Below are 17,388 nucleotides of genomic sequence, written 5' to 3'. Positions count from 1 at the left end.
CGACAGGCTCAGCCCGAACGGAACATGCGTGAAAGCCATTTCAACGGTCCAATGCCCAGCCAACTCCTCCCCCTCGTCACCGCCGAACTGACCGCGCCCGCCGATCCGCGCGCCGCGGCGATGGCGGGCGCGCTCGCAGCGAAATATCCCGAAGCCGCCCGCGCCGTCCTTTTCTACGGTTCCTGCCTGCGCGAACAGAATCTCGACGGTCTGATGCTGGATTTCTACCTGATCGTGTCGGACTATCCGGCCGCCTATGGCAAAAGCTGGCTGGCCACAGCCAACCGTCTGATCCCGCCCAATGTCTTCCCCTTCGAACATGGTGGCCTGATCGCCAAATATGCGATCCTGTCCGAAGCCGATTTCGCCCGGCTCAACAGCCCCGCGGCGGATAATGTCTCGGTCTGGGCACGCTTCGCCCAGCCCTCGCGCCTGCTCTGGGCCGCCGACGATCTCGCCCGCCAGCGCGCCATCGCCGCCGTGGCGCAGGCGGCGCCGACCCTGTTGTCGCTGGCCCGGCCCATGACCGAAGGGCAGGGGGATGCGCTCGCTCTGTGGAAGGCGGGCTTCACGCAGACCTATAATGCGGAACTGCGCGCGGAGAAGAAGGGGCGTTCGCTCTCCATCGTGGAGGCCGATCCCGACCGCTATCGCCGCTTTGGCGAGGCGGCGCTGGCCGACGGCCTGCCGCCTTCGCCGCAGGATGCGCCTGCGATCTGGCGCCGCCTGCAACGGCGCGGCAAGCGGCTGTCGGTGCTGCGTCTGGTCAAGGCCAGCTTCACCTATGCCGGCGGCATCGATTATCTCGCGTGGAAGATCAATCGCCACGCCGGCACGCGGATAGAGATCAAGCCCTGGCAGCGGCGCTGGCCGCTGCTGGGCGCGGTCACTCTGCTGCCGCGGCTGTTCCGGGGTGGTGCGATCCGTTGAGCGCGATCGAGAGCGCCTGACCCAGCGCCATCAGCGTATAGGGCTTGCGCAGCACGGCGTGCCCTTCGAACGCCGCGCTGTCATTGGCGTCGCCGGCATAGCCGGTGACGAACAGCACCGGCAAATGCCGGAAAAGATGCGGCAGGTTCCTGATCATTTCCGGCCCGGTCATGTCGGGCATCAGCACGTCGCTCATGATCAGGCCGATATCGGCGTTGTTCGCCAGCAGCTTGACCGCCTTGGACGGATGGTCGCAGGGGATCGGCAGATGCCCCAGTTCGCTGAGTGCCGCCAGCGTCTGGTTCAGCACGCGCGGATCATCCTCCACGACCAGGATGCGGGTGGGTGGATGCTGCACCGGCGTGCGAGCGAAACCGCCGCCATCGCCTTCGGTCTCCTCCACTTCGCGCGTCGATCGCGGCAGGTAGAGATGCACGCTGCTGCCCTTGCCGGCCTCGGACTCGATTCGGATCTCGCCCTCGCTCTGCCGCACGAAACCGAAAATCTGGCTGAGCCCAAGGCCCGTGCCCTTGCCGACGGGCTTGGTCGTGAAGAAAGGCTCGAACACCCGCGCCAGCACGTCGGGGGTCATGCCGCAGCCGTCGTCGGTCACGCTGAGCATGACATAGTCGCCCGCCGCGCATTCGCCGATCTCGCCCGCCCGGAGCGTCGTGCGGTCGGTCGACAGGATCAGCTTGCCGCGTCCCTCCATCGCGTCGCGCGCATTGACGCACAGGTTCAGGATCGCATTCTCCATCTGATGCTGATCGACGAAGATGCGCCAGCCCTGCGCCTGCTGGGTGAAGCTGACGATGATCTGGTCGCCGATCGTGCGATCGATCAGGTCGGCCATGCCGCGCAGCAGCGAGTCGGGATCGATTGCGCTGGGCAGCAGCGGCTCGGACCGGGCGAAGGCCAGCAACCGGCGGGTCAGCGCGGCGGCGCGGTTGGCGCCCTCCATCGCATTGTCCAGATGGCGCCCGGCCTCTTCGGGCTTCAGCCGCAGCTTGCGCTTGGCCAGTTCCAGCCCGCCGACGACGACGGCCAGCATATTGTTGAAGTCATGGGCGATACCGCCGGTCAACTGGCCGACCGCGTCCATCTTCTGCATCTGGCGCAGATTATCCTCCACCGCCGCGCGCTCGGCCGATTCGCGCTTCAGCTGTTCATAGGCGTCGGACAGTTCGGCGGTGCGGGCGCGCACGGCGGCCTCCAGCCGATCGGCGCGCTCGGTTTCCAGCTCCGCCTGCCGCCGCGCCTTGCGCCGCTCGCCATAGGCGGAATTGGCGAACCAGGCGGCGAACAGGATGCAGACCAGCATGGCCAGGCCCAGCAGGCGCGACGTCTTGCCCACCCATTCGTTCCGGTCGCCGGCGATCGTCACCGCCAGGCTGCGCTCGCGCAGTCGCGCATTCTCCGCATTGATGACCAGATCGAGCAGGGCGGTGATGCGGCGCAGATCCTGGCTCTTGCCGGCCTGATGGAAGCGACCGAGCGCGGACATCTTCTGGTCGTAGGTGGTGCGCAGGCCGATTTCGTTGAGGGTCTTGCCGCGCTGTTCGAAGGCATATTGCAGCGCCTCGACATTGCCGCGCTGCCAGCCGGCCCGGCGCGTCGCATAATAGAGCGCCTTGAGCTGGCTCGCCGCGCTGCGCCACTGGTCCTGAAACAGGCGGCCAGTGTCGGGGTCGAGGCTGATGACATAGCGGGCCAGCGTCACTTCGGCGCGGGCGGTGCGGGCCTCGAACGCGCGGGCGAGGGCGATGATTTCGAAGCTGCGCTGCTGTTCGGCGAGCGCGCGCTGATGATCGCGCGAGGCATTGCTGGCGGTATAGAGCAGCGCGCCGAGCGAGCCGATCAGCAGCACGACGAGCAGCAACGGCATGACGCGCCGCGCCAAGGCGCGCCAGCCGCTGGTCTGAACATCCTGAAAATCGCCCTCGGCCATCGACCGTTACACTAGACGAACAAGATTAACGGCGGAATATGATAGATCAGAGGTTCCATTGGCCCGCAACATTTTGTCGTGGTTAAGGCTCGATCCATCGTAATCTGCGCGTTATGGCGCGATGTCAACCGATTGCGCCGGTCGCCTTGCCCGCCGTTTCGAACATGGCGATGATCTGGCCCACCTGCTCGTCGCTATGCTCGGCGCACAGCGAGCAGCGGAGCAGGAAGGTGCCGGCCGGGGTCGCCGGCGGGCGCGCCATGTTGACGTAAAGGCCCAGCTCCAGCAGCGTCTGCCACATGGCGACGGCCTGCGTCTGGTCGGTCAGGATGACGGCGATGATCGCCGACTGCGGCGTTTCGCTGCCCAGCTTGAAGCCGAGGTCGGAGAGGCCCTTGTGCAGCCGCTGGCTGTTCTTCCACAGATGCGCGCGCTTTTCGCCGGCGTGCATCAGCTTGCGGATGCTGGTCGCGGCGGTGGCGACGACGCTGGGGGGCAGCGACGCGGTGAAGACATAGGGACGGCAGACGAGGCGCAATATCTCGAACTTGGGATGGTTCGACACGCAGAAGCCGCCGACCGTGCCCACCGACTTGGAAAAGGTGCCGACCACGAAGTCGATCTCGCCCTCGACGCCCTGCTCCTCATAGGCGCCGCGGCCATTGGGGCCGAAAAAGCCCATGCCATGGGCTTCGTCGCACAGGATCATGCAATTGGGATGCTTGCGGATCGCGGCGACCATTTCGGGCAGAGGGGCGACATCGCCCAGCATCGAATAGACGCCTTCCAGCACCACCAGCTTCAGCGCGTCGGCAGGCAGGCGGCCCAGGCGCTTGTCGAGATCCTCGACGCTGTTGTGGCGGAAACGGACGATCTCCGCATTGCCAAGGCCACAGCCGTCATAGATGGACGCATGGCTGTCGGCGTCGAGCACGACATAGTCGCCCTTGCCCGCGAGGGTGGAGATGATGCCCAGATTCGCCTGATAGCCGGTCGAGAAGACCATCGCGCCCGACGTGCCGTAAAATTCCCTGAGGGCGTCCTCGACTTCCTTATGGCCCTGATAGGTGCCGTTGAGGACGCGGCTGCCGGTAGTGCCCGCGCCATATTCGTCCAGCGCCTTCTTGCCCGCCGCGACCACTTCGGGATCGAAGGTCATGCCCATATAATTATAGGTGCCGAGCAGGATGGTTTCCTTGCCCTTGATGATCGCGCGGGTGGGCGAGAGCACCTTGTCCATCACGATCGCATAGGGATCGCGCACGCCCGTCGCCAGCAGCGCCTCGCGCTCGGCGATCAGCGGATCGAATTTGGAAAAGAGGTCGCGCGTTTCGGTAGCGATGGCGGCGTCGGTCATAGAAGAATTCCGTTCAAGTCAAAACCGCCGTTCGGTTCGAGCTTGTCGAGAACCATCAGCACATGGTTCTCGACAAGCTCGAACCGAACGGAAGGAGGAAGAGCTTATCAGCCCTTCAGCTTGGCGACCGCGTCGACCAGCTGGCCCACGGTCTCGATCTCGGCCTGCATGTTCATGGTGATGATGATGTCGAACTCATCCTCGATGGCCGCGACGAAATCCATCACCGTCAGGCTGTCCCATTCCAGGTCGCCGGCAAAGGTGGTGGCTTCGGTCAGTTCGACGCCCTTTTTGTTGAAGAGGGCGATCTGCGCCGCAACGCTGTCGAAAATCTCGGTGCGATCCGTCATTATCGTGAAAATCTTTCCGTCAAAGCGCGGCCATTGCCGCCTCAGCCCGCTCTTTGGCAGGGGAATAAGGCGTCAATCGGGCAGCATCGCGCCCGAATGTGCAAGCCAAAAACGATCGATCAGCGGAAATTGTCGGCGTAGGCCTGCAATTTCAGCGTCTTGGGCGGGGTCGCGATGACGGTATAGGCGACACCCTGCTTTTGCGCATAGGCGATGGCGGCATCCTGCGAGGGGAAGGTCAGCGTCAACTGCTGCCGCGTGTCGCCCGAACCGGCCCAGCCGGTCAGCGGATCGGGCTGCTTCGCTTCGGCGGGCGCATATTCCAGCACCCATTTGCGGGTCAGCGCCTTGCCGGACTGGAGGGCGTTCTTCTGGATCTGATAGATGCGCGCGTTCATCGCGATGGGACTCCGGTAATGCGTCATGGTGCGTTGCACCAGCGGCCGATGCGAAGTCAAGACTTGCGGGAGCCATGTCCTCTGGCATCCGCATTTTTGGTGCGTAATGTCGCGCTGGCGGCGGCCGGATCGTCGGGCCAGGGATGGCGGGGATAGCGGCCGCGCATCTCCTTGGCGACGTCGCGCCAGTTGCCCGCCCAGAAGCCGGGCAGGTCGCGCGTCGTCTGGATCGGCCGCCCGGCGGGCGAGGTGAGCGAGAGGACCAGCGGAATGCGCTGGCTCCCCACGGTGGGATGGTCGGACAGGCCGAACAGCGCCTGCACGCGCAACTCCACGCGCGGCCCACCCTCGGCCGCATAGTCGATCGCATGGTGGCTTCCGGCGGGGGAGCGGAAGTCGGGCGGGGCGAGCCGGCCAAGTTGGCTCTTGCCGTCCCAGCCGATCAGCCCGTCCAGCACGCCCGAAAGCTGCGAACGATCGATGTCGGACAGCCGCCGCCTGCCCGCCAGCAAAGGCGGCAGCCATTGATCCAGCGTCTCCATCAGCGCGGCATCGGACAGCGCATCGATCCCGGCGAACCCAGCGCGCATCCGCAGCGACTGCGCCGCCTCCGACCAGGGGAGGAGGGGGAGGCCGCCCTGCCGCACGCCTTCGACCAGCGCCGCGACCACCGCTTGCGGATCGGGGCTGTCGTCCGACCCGGACGACAGCCGCACCGCGCCCAGTCGCCGTTCGCGCAACGCCTCGATTCCGCCATTGGCGGCGCGGAAGCGCACCGTGCGATGCTCGGCGATCCGCGCGCCGAACAGGGCGATCACGTCCGCCTCGCCGATCGGCGCGGCGGACAGGATGCGCGCGCCCGCCGCGCTGCCCTGCACCTCGCCCACCGCCAGCCAGTCCTCCCGCGCCAGCGGCGACAGGGGATCGAGCCGGAATCCGCGCCCGCCCACGCTCGCCCAGTCGGCGCCGTCGGCCGAGCGGCGTTTTGCCACCCGGTCGGGGAAGGCGAGGGCGAGGCAGAGGCCGACCTGATGATCGCCAAAGGCCGCGTTCTGCGTGCCTGGCGCCAGCTTCGCCCACCGCTTCGCCAGCCCTCGCGCCGCATCCGCGCGCTTGCCGCTCTCGCGCCGCCAGCGCTGCCGTCGCAAGGTCAGGTCGATGTCCTGCCCGCCAATCCCGCGTTCGCCCAGCAGCACCGCGACTTCGGCCGCAACCTCCGCCAGCCCCATTTCCCCGGCGCGCACCAGCATATGAGCGATACGGGGCGCGAGCGGTAGCTTCGCCAACGCCTTGCCGTGCGCGGTGATCCGCCCGTCCGCGTCCAGCGCCTCCAGCACCGTCAGCCGCTTGCGCGCTTCCTCCACCGCCGCGACGGGCGGCGCATCCAGCCAGCGCAGCGCGCCGGGATCGCTCACGCCCCAGAGCGCGCAGTCGAGCAGCAGGCTGGACAGGTCGCTCTCCACTATCTCCGGCGGATCGAAGGGCGGCATCCCCGCGCTCGCCGCCGCTTCCCACAGCCGATAGGCGACGCCCGGCCGCTGCCGCGCCGCGCGGCCCGCGCGCTGGGTCGCCGACGCCTGGCTTGCGCGTTCGGTGACGAGCCGGGTCACGCCCGCCGCCCGGTCATAGCGCGGCCGCCGCGCCAATCCACTGTCAACCACGATCCGCACGCCGTCGATGGTCAGGCTGGTTTCCGCGATCGAGGTGGCGAGGATGACCTTGCGCCGCCCCTCGCGCGACGGCCGGATCGCCGCCCGCTGCGCCGCCGGATCGAGCGACCCGTGCAGCCGGTGCACCTCGAACGGCCCGCCCTCGATCCGCTCCGCCGTACGCTCGATCTCCGCCACGCCGGGCAGGAAGGCGAGCAGGTCGCCATCCGCTTCCTCGGTCAGCGCGCGGCGGATCGTCGCCGCCATTTCATCCTCGATCCGCTTTTCCGACGCGCGCCCGACATGGCGCAGGTCCAGCGGCTGGATGCGTCCCTCGCTCTCGATCACGGGCGCGCCGTTCAGCAGAGCGGCGAAACGCGCCCCGTCCAAAGTCGCCGACATCGGCACGATCCGCAGGTCCGGCCGCAGCGCGTCCTGCGCATCCAGCGCCAGCGCCAGCCCGAAATCGCTGTCCAGGCTGCGCTCATGCACTTCGTCGAACAGCACCGCCGACACACCCGCCAGTTCCGGATCATCCTGTATCCGCCGCACGAAAATGCCCTCGGTCAGCACCAGCAGCCGGGTCCGGGCGCTGAGCTTGCTGTCCATGCGCGTCGCATAGCCGACCGTGCCGCCCGGCTGCTCGCCCATCAGCTCCGCGATCCGCTCCGCCGCCGCCCGCGCCGCCAGCCTGCGTGGGGAGAGCAGCAGCACCTGGCCCGTGCACCAGGGTTCGTCCAGCAGCGCGGGCGCCACCGCCGTCGTCTTGCCCGCGCCCGGCGGCGCCACCAGCACGGCGTTGCTGCCCTTTCGCAGGACGGCAAGCAGGTCGGGCAGCACGGCATGGATGGGGAGGGCGCTCATCGCCGTTCCTCTCGCGCCAATCGGCGCGGAGCGCAAGGCGGGCCCAAGAGTGTGTTGGAAAATGCGCCTTCGGCGCGTTGCCGCGCCGGCCCTCTCCCCCACCCGGCCACCCAACGGCAGTATCATATGGGTGGCCGGGTGGGGGAGAGGGCTGGTGCCGCTCTAAAATGCGCTCTTCCGCGCATTTTCAAACAGGCTCTAACCGAACAGATAGTTGTGGATTGGGTTCTTCGGGTCCAGCAGCATCTTGGCGGTCAGCGCCAGCGACATCACGATCAGCAGCGGCTTGATGAGGCGCGATCCGAAGCGCATGGCGAGATAGGAGCCGATCTGCCCCCCGGTGATGCTGCCCACCGCCATGGCCAGCCCCGCGATCCAGATCACATGCCCGCCCGCGATCATCGTCAGCAGGCCCGCAATATTGCTCGCAAAATTGGCCGCCTTGGTCTGCGCCGTGGCGCGCAGGATGGAGAGGCCGCCGAGCGCCAGGAAGATGGTGGTGTAGAAGGCCCCCGCGCCCGGCCCGAAAAAGCCGTCATAGAAACCCACCACGCCGATCAGGCCCGACAGGCCGGCCATGCCCACCCGTGCATGACTGTCGGCGTTGCTCAGCTTGGGCGAGAAGGTGAAATAGGCCGCCATGGCGATCAGCAGCGCCGGCATCAGCCCGGCCAGGATCGACGGATCGACCCGTTGCAGCAGCCAGGCGCCTGCCACCGACCCGGCAAAGGCCGCCATCACCGGCCCTTTATAGGTTTTGAGGTCCATATGCCCGCGCCGGGCATAGGCGACGCAGGCGCCGAAGGTGCCCAGACTGCTCTGCAGCTTGTTGGTCGCGACCGCCTGCACCGGCGGCACGCCCGCGGCCAGCAGCGCCGGCAGGGCAATCAATCCCCCGCCGCCCGCCATCGCGTCGATGCACCCCGCCATCAAAGCGGCGGCCATGAGGAAGGCGATGGTTTCGGGGGACAGGATCATGGGCGGATCGGCTCCGCCCTCTCACCCGTTCGGGCTGAGCCAAGTCGAAGCCCTGCACTTTCTTTGTCAGGGGATGGCGGCTGATCGGACGATCTGGCCCCGAAAAACCTCAATAGGCGCGCGCTATAGCGAATGCGACCGCTTCGGTAAGGGCCGCTTTCGCCTTGCCGGCATCGAACATGCCCAGCGCATCGATCGCCCGCTGGCCATAATGGCGCGCGCGCGCCATGGTGTCGGCGATCGCGCCGGTCTGGCGCAGCAGGCCGGTCGCATGGGCCAGATCCTGATCGCTGATCCTGTGGCCCGCGATCGCCGCCTTCCAGAAGGCCCTGTCCTCGTCCGACCCGCGCGCATAGGCCAGGATCACCGGCAGCGTCACCTTGCCGTCGCGGAAGTCGTCGCCCGCATCCTTGCCCATGGTCGCCCCGTCCGATTCATAGTCGATCGCGTCGTCGATGAGCTGGAAAGCGATGCCGAGGTTGCGGCCATAGACGTCCAGTGCCTGCTCCTCGCCTTCGCTGCGGTCGGCGACCACGGCGGAAATGCGGCAGGCGGCGGCGAACAGGGCGGCGGTCTTCGCGCCGATAATATCCAGATATTGTTCTTCGCTGGTGTCGATCTTGCGCTGGGCGGTCAGCTGGTTGACCTCGCCCTCGGCAATCACGGCCGATGCGTTCGACAGGATTTTCAATACCTTGAGCGACTCGGCCTCAACCATCAGCTCGAAGGAGCGGGAGAAGAGGAAATCGCCCACCAGCACGCTGGCGCTGTTGCCCCAGATGATGTTGGCGGTCTTGCGGCCCCGGCGCAGGCCCGATCCGTCGACGACATCGTCGTGCAGCAGCGTGGCGGTGTGGATGAATTCGACCGCGGCGGCCAGCTTGTAATGGCGGCTGCCCGCATAGCCCACCAGGTCGGCGCAGGCGAGCGTCAGCATCGGCCGCAGGCGCTTGCCGCCGCCCGCGATCAGGTGGCCGGCCAGTTCGGGGATCAGCGGAATGCGCGACTGCATCCGGTCCAGGATGACGGCATTGACCTGGTTCATGCCATCGGCGACCAGGTTCAATATGGGCGTGAGCGATGGCTCGGGCGCCGAGGCGTTGGGCGCGCGACCGATCGGATGGACGTTACCGGGGGCTGGTGCTGTCATGCCGCGTCATGTGGCGGCGCAAAAAGCTAAACGCAAGCGGGAATAGCTTGCGCCCGCCGCCGGATACGGCAAAAAGCGCGCGATCTGAACCGGAGGCCCAAGTGGACGAGACATTGAAGCGCTATCGCGAGAGCATCGACAATATCGACGCGGCGCTGGTGTTCATGCTGGCCGAGCGTTTCAAGGTCACGCAGGCGGTCGGCGAATATAAGGCGACTCACGACCTGCCCCCCGCCGATCCCGGCCGCGAGGAGCGCCAGATCGCGCGCCTGCGCCAGTTGGCGCTCGACGCCAATCTGGACCCGGACTTCACCGAGAAATTCCTGCGCTTCATCATCGACGAAGTGATCCGTCATCACGAACGGCTGCGCGAGGGCTGACCACCCCCGTTCGCTTCGAGCGTGTCGAGAAGCGGGAAGCGCGCTTGGGCGATTGATCCCTATCCCGCCGGATAGCCCTCATGCCCGGCATTGGGCCAGTGGAATCCGGTATAGGTCAGCATGGTCGAAAAGCTTTCCGACAACACCTGATGCCACCAGCCGATCGGGATGAAGAGCAGGTCGCCCGGCGTCAGCAGCACGTCGTAGCGCAGCACGTCGCGCGCCTGCGGATGGAGCGCAAGCCGCGCTTCGTCGGTCACGTCGCGCACCTCGCTGAACACATGGGTCCGGTGCGCCAGCCTTTTCGTCTGCGACGGCGGGACCAGGATCACCCGCTTGGTCCCCGTCACCTGCGCGAGCATATTGTTGGTGAGGTCGAAATGCAGCGGGGTGAACGCGCCTTCGCCGCCGATCCACAGCATCCCCGGCGCGCGCGTCAGATAGGCGTCGATCGTGCCCAGGTCCGCCTGCAACGGGGCCAGCGCCGGACCATTGGCCGCGCTGTTATAGGCGGTGAGATAGGCGTCGTTGCCGCCGTCCCGCACCAGCGCGATGAAGTCGCGGAACGGCCCGCGCCGCTTGTGCCGGTCCTTCGCCAGTTCATAATCGCCCGCGTCGCCGCGTCCGCCCTGATATTCGATCACCGCGTCGCCGACCATTTCGGCCAGATAATCGGGCGTCCAGCGTTGCAGCGCCGGCCAGCCCGCCATCGCGCCCTTGATCACCACTGGCCGGCCCGGCGCATAGAAACTGTGCAGAAAATCCTCGCCCGACAGATTCTCGGCGGTCAGCAGGCCGGAGGCATAGGGGGACAGGGCGCGCTGCCGCTCCTGCACGTCGAGCAGCCACTCGCGGCGCTTCAGCGCCAGCGCATCCTCGGCGGTCTGCGGCTTGGGCGCGGGGGCGGAGGGGCGGGCAGCAGGCGCGGCGCCGAAATTGATCTGGCGCAGGGCCATCTGCATCCGCATGTCGGCGGCATGGGTGGGAAGGGACGGCGGGCGCTTGCTCATGCCCTCCGATAGCGCGCCATCATGACGGCGATGTTGCAGTGGATGACATTTATGTGACGGGTATCCTCAGGCCGGCTCGACCATCTCCGCCTCGGCCTTCTTCCCCTGCGACCGTCCGATCAGCACGCCGCCCAGCGCCAGCGCAAAGCCGGCGAGCTGCACCGGTCCCAGCCTTTCCCCGAACAGCAGCCAGGCCTCGATCGCGGCGAGCGGCGGCACCAGCAGCAACAGCATCGACATGCGCGTCGGCCCCTGATGCCGCACCAGCCAGACCAGCAGCGACAGCCCCGCCGCCGACAGCCCCAGCACCGACCAGGTTAGGCCGATCCACAGCAGCGGATCATTGTCCCAGCGCCATTCGCCCACGATCAGCGTGGCCATGATCGCGACCAGCGCGCCGCCCAGATTCTGCGCTGCGCCGGACATCAGGATCGGATCGCCGGCAATCGCGCCGCGTTGGATCAGCGTCCCGCCCGTCATGGCGATGATCGCGACGATGCCCGCCACCACGGGAACCACCGGCACGGCGCCCGCGCCGCTGCGCTCGATCGCGGGCAGCAGCACGCAGGTCACGCCCGCGATTGCGATGGCCAGGCCGCCCCAGGCGCGTCCCGGCAGCCGCTCGCCCAGCAGCGCGACGCTGGCCACGGCCACCATCAGCGGCTGGGTCGCGCCCAGCAACGCCATGATCCCGGCCGGCATACCATGGCTCACCGCCCACCAGCTGACGGTCAGATAGAGGCCGTGCAGCATCGCTCCGGCGGTGAGGTGCAGGCGCAGCCGCCTGCTTCTGGGCCAGCCTTGCCGCGCAAAGGCCGCTGCGGCCGCCAGCAGCAGCGTCGTCGCGCTCAGCCGCACCGCCAGCACCAGCTCCGGCGCGCCATGCGGCACCACGGCGCGCGCGACGATGAAACCGGTGGACCATATCAGGACGAAGAGGAAGGACGCGGCAAGACCGAACATGCCGCCGCCTTTGGCGGAAGGGCAGGGCGATGTCGAGCCGGAGGAAAGCGCAATATAAGGCTATTGAACCGGCACGGCGTCCCGTACGGGGGCGCCCAGGGCCATCATGGCCGCTTCGATCATTTGTCTATGCGCATCGCTGCCCCTGGCGACATCCGGCCATGGCTGGCCGGTCGTGGCGCCATGACTGTCCTGCCAAATCTTGCCCGCGACCAACTCTATTTCTTCTTCTGTTGGTCGATGTTGTTCGGCAAGACACCGAATTAAAAGTTGATGAAAAAAGTTTCCGGAATTCGTCTGAATTCGGCTCATTGGCATCCTCTCCCCGGCGTCGATGTTCCTCGACTGCCGTAGCGGAAACTGCATGATTCGCGCTTTGCCGTCAACAAGACAAAAATCGATAAAAATCACGTAATATCAATTATATAATGCAATATATTATCCTATTTTATAATATTTTCCCATGAATTCGAAAAAATACTTGGCCATGTCCAAATTATACAATCCGAATCGGCATGATTGCTTAAAGGTCAAAGGGCGACCCGGAGGTTCTTTTGACGAAGAGACTCCGACTTGGGCCGACTTGGACGGGTCGGCCCAGTTTTTTGCCGGAATCTTTCCTGCTTGATGACTGGGATTGGCCTTATTCGCGCCCGGCCCGGATCGCCGCGCCGCCCGCGAAGGGGGTGATCGCCACCAGCAGCAGCGAGGCCGCGCCCAGGAATTTGAGCGCCGCGCCGCTGCCATCCCCCAGCGTGCCCGCGCCGAAGATCAGCAGCGGCACCGCCAGAGGCAGCGCCAGCAGTCCCGCAAGCGCCCCGCTCGACCGCAGCCCGGCCGTCAGCGTCGCCACCAGCAGCCCCAGCGCGGCCAGGGCGGGGGTGCCGATCAACAGGCCAAACTCCAGCTTCAAAATGATGGCGCCGTCCAGCTTCAGCAGGGCGGCGGCGGGCAGGGTGGCGATCATCAAGGGCGGGCCGAAGCCGAGCCAGTGCGCGACCAGCCGCGCCATCACCACCATCTCCTCGCCGATGCCGCGCAGCGCGATCTGGTCCAGCACGCCCGCATCCCGGTCCGGGGCGACCAGCCGGTCGACCGGCAACAGGCTGGCGAGCAGGGCCGCGATCCACAGCATCCCGCCGCCCGTCCGCGCCAGCAATGCCGCATCCGGCCCGACCGCGAAGGGATAGAGGCTGGCGACCAGCAGCAGGAAGGCGACCGGCAGCCACAGGCCGGCGGACGCCCAGGCCCGGCGCAGGTCGCGCGCGGCCAGCAGCCACAGCAGCCTCATGCCGCCTCTTCCCCGTCGCCGACGGCAAAATCGGTCAAATCCAGCGTCACCGGCGCGTCGATCGGCAAAGGCTGGTGCGACGCGGCGACGACGATCCCGCCCGCCGCCAGATGCCCCGCCACCGCCCGGCCCAGCAGGTCCAGCGCCGCCATATCCAGCCCATTGCCCGGCTCGTCCAGCAGCCATATGTCCGCACCTCCGGCGATCACCCGCGCCAGCATCGCCCGCTTGCGCTGCCCGGTCGACAGCATCCGCACCGGCACGCCCGCCAGCGGCGTCAGCGCCATCGCCTCCAGCGCCTTCGCCACCACATCCGGCCCGGCGCCGTCCAGCTTCGCCCAGAAACGCAGCGCCCGGGCCAACGGCAGTTCAAGGTCCAGCGCCAGTCGCTCGTCGGTCAGGGCAATGGCGCCCGACCGCTCGACCGTCCCGGTGAAGGTCGGCAGCAATCCGGCGCAGACCCGCAACAGGCTCGACTTGCCCACGCCGTTGGGACCGGTCAGCAGCGCCCCGCCGCCCGGTGCCAGCGTCAGGCCGACGCCCCGGAACAGCATCCGCTGCCCCCGCAGACAGGCGACATTGCTTAGGCGCAGTGCTGCGCCGATCATAGCGTGACCATATCCTCCAGCACATGCATATCGATGTCGGACAGGCCGAAATGATGGCCGATCTCATGCACCACGACATGGGTGATCAGCGCGTCGAGCGGCACGCCGGTTTCGACCCACTCGTCCAGCAGCGGGCGGCGGAACAGATGCACGGTGGGCGGCATGTCGCCGGTCTGCGCATCCTGCCCCACGGTGCGCCCGCTATAGAGGCCGGTCAGTTCGAAGGGATCGTCCAGTTCCATCTCTTTCAGGATTTCGGCCGACGCGAACTCCTCGACGAACAGAAGCACATTGGCGAGATGCTCGCTGAACGGCGCGGGCAGACGATTGAGCGCCGCGAGCGCGAGCGTCTCGATTTCTTCTTTGGTGGGAGCGAAGCGGGGCGATTGACCGTTGGACGACATGGCTGCCACATAAGGCAAAGCCAATGTGCAGGATAGGGATATGATTGCCAAATTGACCGAAGAGGAACGCGCCCTGGCGCTGGCCGAACTGCCCGAATGGACATGGGTGGCCGATCCCGAAGGCGTGTCGCGCCGATTCACCTTCGCCGACTTCAACGCCGCTTTCGGTTTCATGACCCGCGTGGCGATCCTGGCGGAAAAGGCCGACCATCATCCCGAATGGTCGAACGTCTATAATCGCGTGGACATCGTCCTCACCACCCATGACGCGGGCGGCCTGTCACGGCGCGACATCGATCTCGCCCACGCCATCGACGCGCTGCTGGGGTGATCCTCAGTAGGTCTGCGGCGTCTCGATCCGGTCCTCATAACCCTTGAGGGCGGAGATGACCGACGGGTCGCCGGCGTAGCGGCGGCGCAGCATGGCCAGCTTCGCGTCGGTGCCGCGGCACAGTTCGGCGACGCTTTCCTCGATATAGGCGCGGCGTTCCGCGTCATAGGGTTCCTCGCCGCGGAAATGGTCGCAGCCGTCGCGGTTCACCATGAATTCGGTGACTTCGCGCGGGAAGGGCGCGGCGCTGGCCGCCACGTCCGACGGCGGCAGGTCGAGCGGGAAATAGGGCGCGGGCTGGGCGCGGACGGTCACGACCGGGCCGGGTCTGGGCGGTCCGGGCCTGGGCGGCTCGGCCGGGGGAGCGGGGGGTGGCGGCGGCACCGCATTGTCCGGTTCGGCGACCGCCAGCGGCGGCGTGGGCACGCCATTGTCCGCCTGGGCGCCGTCGTCCGACGCGCGGCAGCCGGCGACCAGCGCCAGCATCATCACCATCGGAACCAGCACCACTCGCCTGCTCACCCGATTTCCTCCTGCAAGCTGGCGATCAGATCCGCAACATGCGGCAGCCGCGACTCTTCCTCGTCGAGGATCGCCAGAAACGCGGCCCGCCTATAGTCGGCGAGCATCTCGGGGGAAAGACGGCTTGCCGCGGGTGTTGCCGAATTCACGATATCCAGAAGCCGCTCGACGCCGTGCAGCCGGCCCCAGAGATAATCATTCTCCCGATAGACCCGGCTGAAAAAGGCACCGAAATTATTGAATTCTATGCCTTTTAGTGTCGCCTGAGCGCCGCCGGGGCGGATCGCCGCGCAATCTTCGGGAGAGATGCGGTCGACCTTCACCGGATCATATTCATCCAGAGTGTCACCCTGAAGCAACGGTAGGGTGGCGATATCGGTGAAGGGAAAGCCCAGATAGGCGAGCAGCATCGTCCGCCGCCCGGCCCTGGGCAATCCGGCGAAGGCTTCCGCCAGCATCAGGTCGGCCGAATCGTCCCGCGCCTTGAGGCCGCGCGCCAGCGCCACCGCCGCCAGCGCGGCGGCGGCGTCGGTGGGCACGGCCCTGGCCGCGGCGACCACCGCCGGCCCGTGGAAATCGCTTTCCTCGCATTCGGCATAGAGGGCCAGCGCGCCATAGATGGCGTCGTGCATCGCCTGCACCGCCGGATCGTCGGCATCCGCCTCCAGCTCCAGCGTGTCGGCCAACCGCCGCGCCAGATAGCGCAGGCGCCGGATGCGATAGGCCAGGTCGTGCGCGCGGAAGAAGGCGACCGGAGCCGCGGCCGATCCATTGCCTTCGCCCAGATGATCCGCGCCGGACCTGCGGATTTCTGCCCAGATCGCCTGACGATAGGCTTCGCGCATCATCGCGCTGTCCTCCCCGCTCAGGCGGAACAGCAGGGCGCAGAGAGATTCGACGATGCCCGACAGTTTCAGATGGCCATAGGCCGGATAGGCGAAGCCTGCCGCGCTCGCCGCCCGCTGCTGCGCCTTGGCGCGCCAGGCGGACAGGCGCGCGGGCGTCGGCCGGTCGAGGAACAGCATCCGCCCGATCGCGCCTTCCACTTCCTCCTCTATGCCCGGCCGCAGCGCGTCCAATATGCGGCGCATCCGCCGGATGCGCGCGGAGTGGCGGTCGATCGCCTCCAGATTGTCGCGGATCGGCTGTTCGCGGGGGATGTCGGACAGCGCGCCGAAGATGGTGCGGAAGAAGCCGGGCAGGGGGGCGGGCTCGCCCGGTAGCGCATCCTGCTGCTCGCCTTCCTTGTTCAGGCGGATGGAGCGGATGCCCGGCTTGGGATCGATATAGACGAAGCGCCGATCGACCTCGCGCCGCGACGGCCGGTTGCGCAGCGCGCCGATCGCCTGGGCAAAGGGGGCGTTGGCCAGCACCGACCCGTCGATCAGCACCGCATTCTCGGCCGTGCCGCGCGCCGCGTGGCGGGGCAGGGCGCGGGCGAGGAAGGCGTCGCGCGTCGGCCAGCCGCGATGCTTGCGCTTCAGCACCCGGTCCAGTTCGCGCACGGTGAAGGGCGGGAAGGCGCCGGGAAAGCTGGCCGTCGCCCGCGCGGCGAAGACCAGCTCGGCCGGATCGGCGAACAGCCGCTCGCCCCGGCCCCGCGCGCGGAAGCCGATCGACAGCCGATGCTCTGTTTCGATCACCTGTGGCGGGCTGTTGAGATTGAGACTCTGGGGATGCCCCTCGAAATCGGTGACGGTGACGAACAGGTCGAGCGGATGGCCCTCGGGCAGCAGCGGCGGCCCCTTGTCGGCGGCCGCCATGGCGTCGAAGGCGTCGATCAGCATGGTGGAGAAAATCTCCCCGCCAAAGGGCGGCTCGAACCAGCGCGAGCGGATGAAGCGGGACAGCTTCATGCGCACCTCCTCCCGAGTGTCGGGGGCGACGGTGCGTTCCACCGCGTCGCCCGGCCGCCGTGCCGCCATCCACACGAGAGGCGTCGCCCAGAATTTGGTCAGGGCGCGGGCCGGGCGGGCGTCCGGGTCGAGCAGCCGGTCGACATCGGCATTGTCGAGCCACAGGTCGGTCAGCGGCTCTAGCGATTGGCCCGTCTCTATCGCCTGCGCCAGGAAAATGCCGTTGATCCCGCCCGCGCTCGCGCCGGCGATGATGTCGGGCATGACCCGCAACCGGATGCCGCTCTGCGCCTCGATCGCTTCCAGCATCCGCCGATAGACCGCCTCGCTGCCTTCGCCGCTGGGCGCATGGTCATGGAAGGCCCGGCTCGCGCGCGCGAGCCGCCACACTTCCTTGGT

General features: G+C 67.2%; 18 protein-coding genes. 3 read left to right on the top strand and 15 right to left on the bottom strand.

Annotation, left to right across the window (positions count from 1 at the left end; genetic code table 11):
* Positions 1-51 precede the first annotated feature (51 nt).
* Entirely contained in the window at positions 52-930 is an 879-nt protein-coding gene (locus AC58EF_RS03110) for a hypothetical protein (RefSeq protein ID WP_497274416.1), read from the top strand.
* Here the strand turns inward: AC58EF_RS03110 and AC58EF_RS03105 are convergent.
* From AC58EF_RS03105 to AC58EF_RS03075, 7 genes are all read right to left on the bottom strand, one after another.
* Positions 887-2,878, bottom strand: coding sequence for an ATP-binding protein (locus AC58EF_RS03105; protein WP_497274414.1), 1,992 nt, complete (start codon positions 2,876-2,878; stop codon positions 887-889). The two genes, AC58EF_RS03110 and AC58EF_RS03105, sit on opposite strands and share 44 nt — an antisense overlap.
* 124 nt (positions 2,879-3,002) lie before the next feature.
* Positions 3,003-4,235 carry a serine palmitoyltransferase gene (spt, locus tag AC58EF_RS03100; protein WP_497274412.1) on the bottom strand — a complete coding sequence of 411 codons (1,233 nt, stop codon included), beginning with the start codon at positions 4,233-4,235 and terminating at the stop codon, positions 3,003-3,005.
* Positions 4,236-4,342: 107 nt separating this feature from the next.
* The gene (locus AC58EF_RS03095) at positions 4,343-4,585 is read right to left on the bottom strand and encodes an acyl carrier protein (RefSeq protein WP_497274410.1); all 243 of its coding nucleotides are present in this window, start codon (positions 4,583-4,585) and stop codon (positions 4,343-4,345) included.
* Between the two features lie 119 nt (positions 4,586-4,704).
* The gene (locus AC58EF_RS03090; protein ID WP_497274408.1) at positions 4,705-4,983 is read right to left on the bottom strand and encodes an ETC complex I subunit; all 279 of its coding nucleotides are present in this window, start codon (positions 4,981-4,983) and stop codon (positions 4,705-4,707) included.
* A 56-nt stretch (positions 4,984-5,039) separates the two neighbouring features.
* Entirely contained in the window at positions 5,040-7,496 is a 2,457-nt protein-coding gene (gene hrpB, locus AC58EF_RS03085; protein WP_497274406.1) for an ATP-dependent helicase HrpB, read from the bottom strand.
* Positions 7,497-7,694: 198 nt separating this feature from the next.
* Entirely contained in the window at positions 7,695-8,474 is a 780-nt protein-coding gene (locus AC58EF_RS03080) for a TSUP family transporter (protein ID WP_497274404.1), read from the bottom strand.
* Between the two features lie 109 nt (positions 8,475-8,583).
* Positions 8,584-9,624 carry a polyprenyl synthetase family protein gene (locus AC58EF_RS03075; protein ID WP_497274403.1) on the bottom strand — a complete coding sequence of 347 codons (1,041 nt, stop codon included), beginning with the start codon at positions 9,622-9,624 and terminating at the stop codon, positions 8,584-8,586.
* On the opposite strand from AC58EF_RS03075, the gene AC58EF_RS03070 reads away from it, so the two are divergent.
* On the top strand, positions 9,555-10,004 hold the full coding sequence (locus AC58EF_RS03070) for a chorismate mutase (RefSeq protein ID WP_497274401.1): 450 nt from the start codon (positions 9,555-9,557) through the stop codon (positions 10,002-10,004). The two genes, AC58EF_RS03075 and AC58EF_RS03070, sit on opposite strands and share 70 nt — an antisense overlap.
* A gap of 59 nt (positions 10,005-10,063) precedes the next feature.
* On the opposite strand, the gene AC58EF_RS03065 is transcribed toward AC58EF_RS03070, so the two are convergent.
* The 6 genes from AC58EF_RS03065 to AC58EF_RS03040 form a co-directional block, all read right to left on the bottom strand.
* Positions 10,064-11,014, bottom strand: coding sequence for a cupin-like domain-containing protein (locus AC58EF_RS03065; RefSeq protein WP_497274399.1), 951 nt, complete (start codon positions 11,012-11,014; stop codon positions 10,064-10,066).
* 66 nt (positions 11,015-11,080) lie between these two features.
* The gene (locus tag AC58EF_RS03060; protein WP_497274398.1) at positions 11,081-11,977 is read right to left on the bottom strand and encodes a DMT family transporter; all 897 of its coding nucleotides are present in this window, start codon (positions 11,975-11,977) and stop codon (positions 11,081-11,083) included.
* A 60-nt stretch (positions 11,978-12,037) separates the two neighbouring features.
* Entirely contained in the window at positions 12,038-12,289 is a 252-nt protein-coding gene (locus AC58EF_RS03055; protein WP_497274396.1) for a hypothetical protein, read from the bottom strand.
* Positions 12,290-12,620: 331 nt separating this feature from the next.
* On the bottom strand, positions 12,621-13,268 hold the full coding sequence (locus tag AC58EF_RS03050; RefSeq protein ID WP_497274395.1) for a heme exporter protein CcmB: 648 nt from the start codon (positions 13,266-13,268) through the stop codon (positions 12,621-12,623).
* Entirely contained in the window at positions 13,265-13,876 is a 612-nt protein-coding gene (gene ccmA, locus AC58EF_RS03045; RefSeq protein WP_497274394.1) for a heme ABC exporter ATP-binding protein CcmA, read from the bottom strand. The genes AC58EF_RS03050 and ccmA overlap by 4 nt, the downstream gene beginning before the upstream one ends.
* The gene (locus AC58EF_RS03040) at positions 13,873-14,280 is read right to left on the bottom strand and encodes a metallopeptidase family protein (protein WP_497274960.1); all 408 of its coding nucleotides are present in this window, start codon (positions 14,278-14,280) and stop codon (positions 13,873-13,875) included. The genes ccmA and AC58EF_RS03040 overlap by 4 nt, the downstream gene beginning before the upstream one ends.
* Before the next feature lie 40 nt (positions 14,281-14,320).
* On the opposite strand from AC58EF_RS03040, the gene AC58EF_RS03035 reads away from it, so the two are divergent.
* The gene (locus tag AC58EF_RS03035) at positions 14,321-14,611 is read left to right on the top strand and encodes a 4a-hydroxytetrahydrobiopterin dehydratase (protein ID WP_497274392.1); all 291 of its coding nucleotides are present in this window, start codon (positions 14,321-14,323) and stop codon (positions 14,609-14,611) included.
* A 3-nt stretch (positions 14,612-14,614) separates the two neighbouring features.
* Here AC58EF_RS03035 and AC58EF_RS03030 read toward each other — a convergent pair whose 3' ends face one another.
* Both AC58EF_RS03030 and AC58EF_RS03025 read right to left on the bottom strand, forming a co-directional pair.
* Complete coding sequence (locus AC58EF_RS03030; protein ID WP_497274958.1) at positions 14,615-15,100, bottom strand: hypothetical protein; 486 nt, start codon at positions 15,098-15,100, stop codon at positions 14,615-14,617.
* Positions 15,101-15,129: 29 nt separating this feature from the next.
* On the bottom strand, positions 15,130-17,388 hold a 2,259-nt coding region (locus AC58EF_RS03025), incomplete at its 5' end, for a patatin-like protein (protein WP_497274391.1).

The organism is Sphingobium sp. WR1 (assembly GCF_059693745.1).
The sequence above is the reverse complement of the archived record's forward strand: the minus strand, read 5'-3'. Positions and strand labels throughout refer to the sequence as shown.

Bases quoted from the DNA above. Each gene is read 5' to 3' on its own strand.
- AC58EF_RS03040 (WP_497274960.1), bottom strand. From the start codon at position 14,280: ATGTCGTCCAACGGTCAATCGCCCCGCTTCGCTCCCACCAAAGAAGAA.
- AC58EF_RS03065 (WP_497274399.1), bottom strand. From the start codon at position 11,014: ATGAGCAAGCGCCCGCCGTCCCTTCCCACCCATGCCGCCGACATGCGG.
- AC58EF_RS03110 (WP_497274416.1), top strand. From the start codon at position 52: ATGCCCAGCCAACTCCTCCCCCTCGTCACCGCCGAACTGACCGCGCCC.
- AC58EF_RS03055 (WP_497274396.1), bottom strand. From the start codon at position 12,289: ATGAGCCGAATTCAGACGAATTCCGGAAACTTTTTTCATCAACTTTTA.
- AC58EF_RS03105 (WP_497274414.1), bottom strand. From the start codon at position 2,878: ATGGCCGAGGGCGATTTTCAGGATGTTCAGACCAGCGGCTGGCGCGCC.
- hrpB (WP_497274406.1), bottom strand. From the start codon at position 7,496: ATGAGCGCCCTCCCCATCCATGCCGTGCTGCCCGACCTGCTTGCCGTC.
- spt (WP_497274412.1), bottom strand. From the start codon at position 4,235: ATGACCGACGCCGCCATCGCTACCGAAACGCGCGACCTCTTTTCCAAA.
- AC58EF_RS03095 (WP_497274410.1), bottom strand. From the start codon at position 4,585: ATGACGGATCGCACCGAGATTTTCGACAGCGTTGCGGCGCAGATCGCC.
- AC58EF_RS03050 (WP_497274395.1), bottom strand. From the start codon at position 13,268: ATGAGGCTGCTGTGGCTGCTGGCCGCGCGCGACCTGCGCCGGGCCTGG.
- AC58EF_RS03090 (WP_497274408.1), bottom strand. From the start codon at position 4,983: ATGAACGCGCGCATCTATCAGATCCAGAAGAACGCCCTCCAGTCCGGC.
- AC58EF_RS03080 (WP_497274404.1), bottom strand. From the start codon at position 8,474: ATGATCCTGTCCCCCGAAACCATCGCCTTCCTCATGGCCGCCGCTTTG.
- ccmA (WP_497274394.1), bottom strand. From the start codon at position 13,876: ATGATCGGCGCAGCACTGCGCCTAAGCAATGTCGCCTGTCTGCGGGGG.
- AC58EF_RS03075 (WP_497274403.1), bottom strand. From the start codon at position 9,624: ATGACAGCACCAGCCCCCGGTAACGTCCATCCGATCGGTCGCGCGCCC.
- AC58EF_RS03035 (WP_497274392.1), top strand. From the start codon at position 14,321: ATGATTGCCAAATTGACCGAAGAGGAACGCGCCCTGGCGCTGGCCGAA.
- AC58EF_RS03060 (WP_497274398.1), bottom strand. From the start codon at position 11,977: ATGTTCGGTCTTGCCGCGTCCTTCCTCTTCGTCCTGATATGGTCCACC.
- AC58EF_RS03030 (WP_497274958.1), bottom strand. From the start codon at position 15,100: ATGATGCTGGCGCTGGTCGCCGGCTGCCGCGCGTCGGACGACGGCGCC.
- AC58EF_RS03070 (WP_497274401.1), top strand. From the start codon at position 9,555: ATGGCTCGGGCGCCGAGGCGTTGGGCGCGCGACCGATCGGATGGACGT.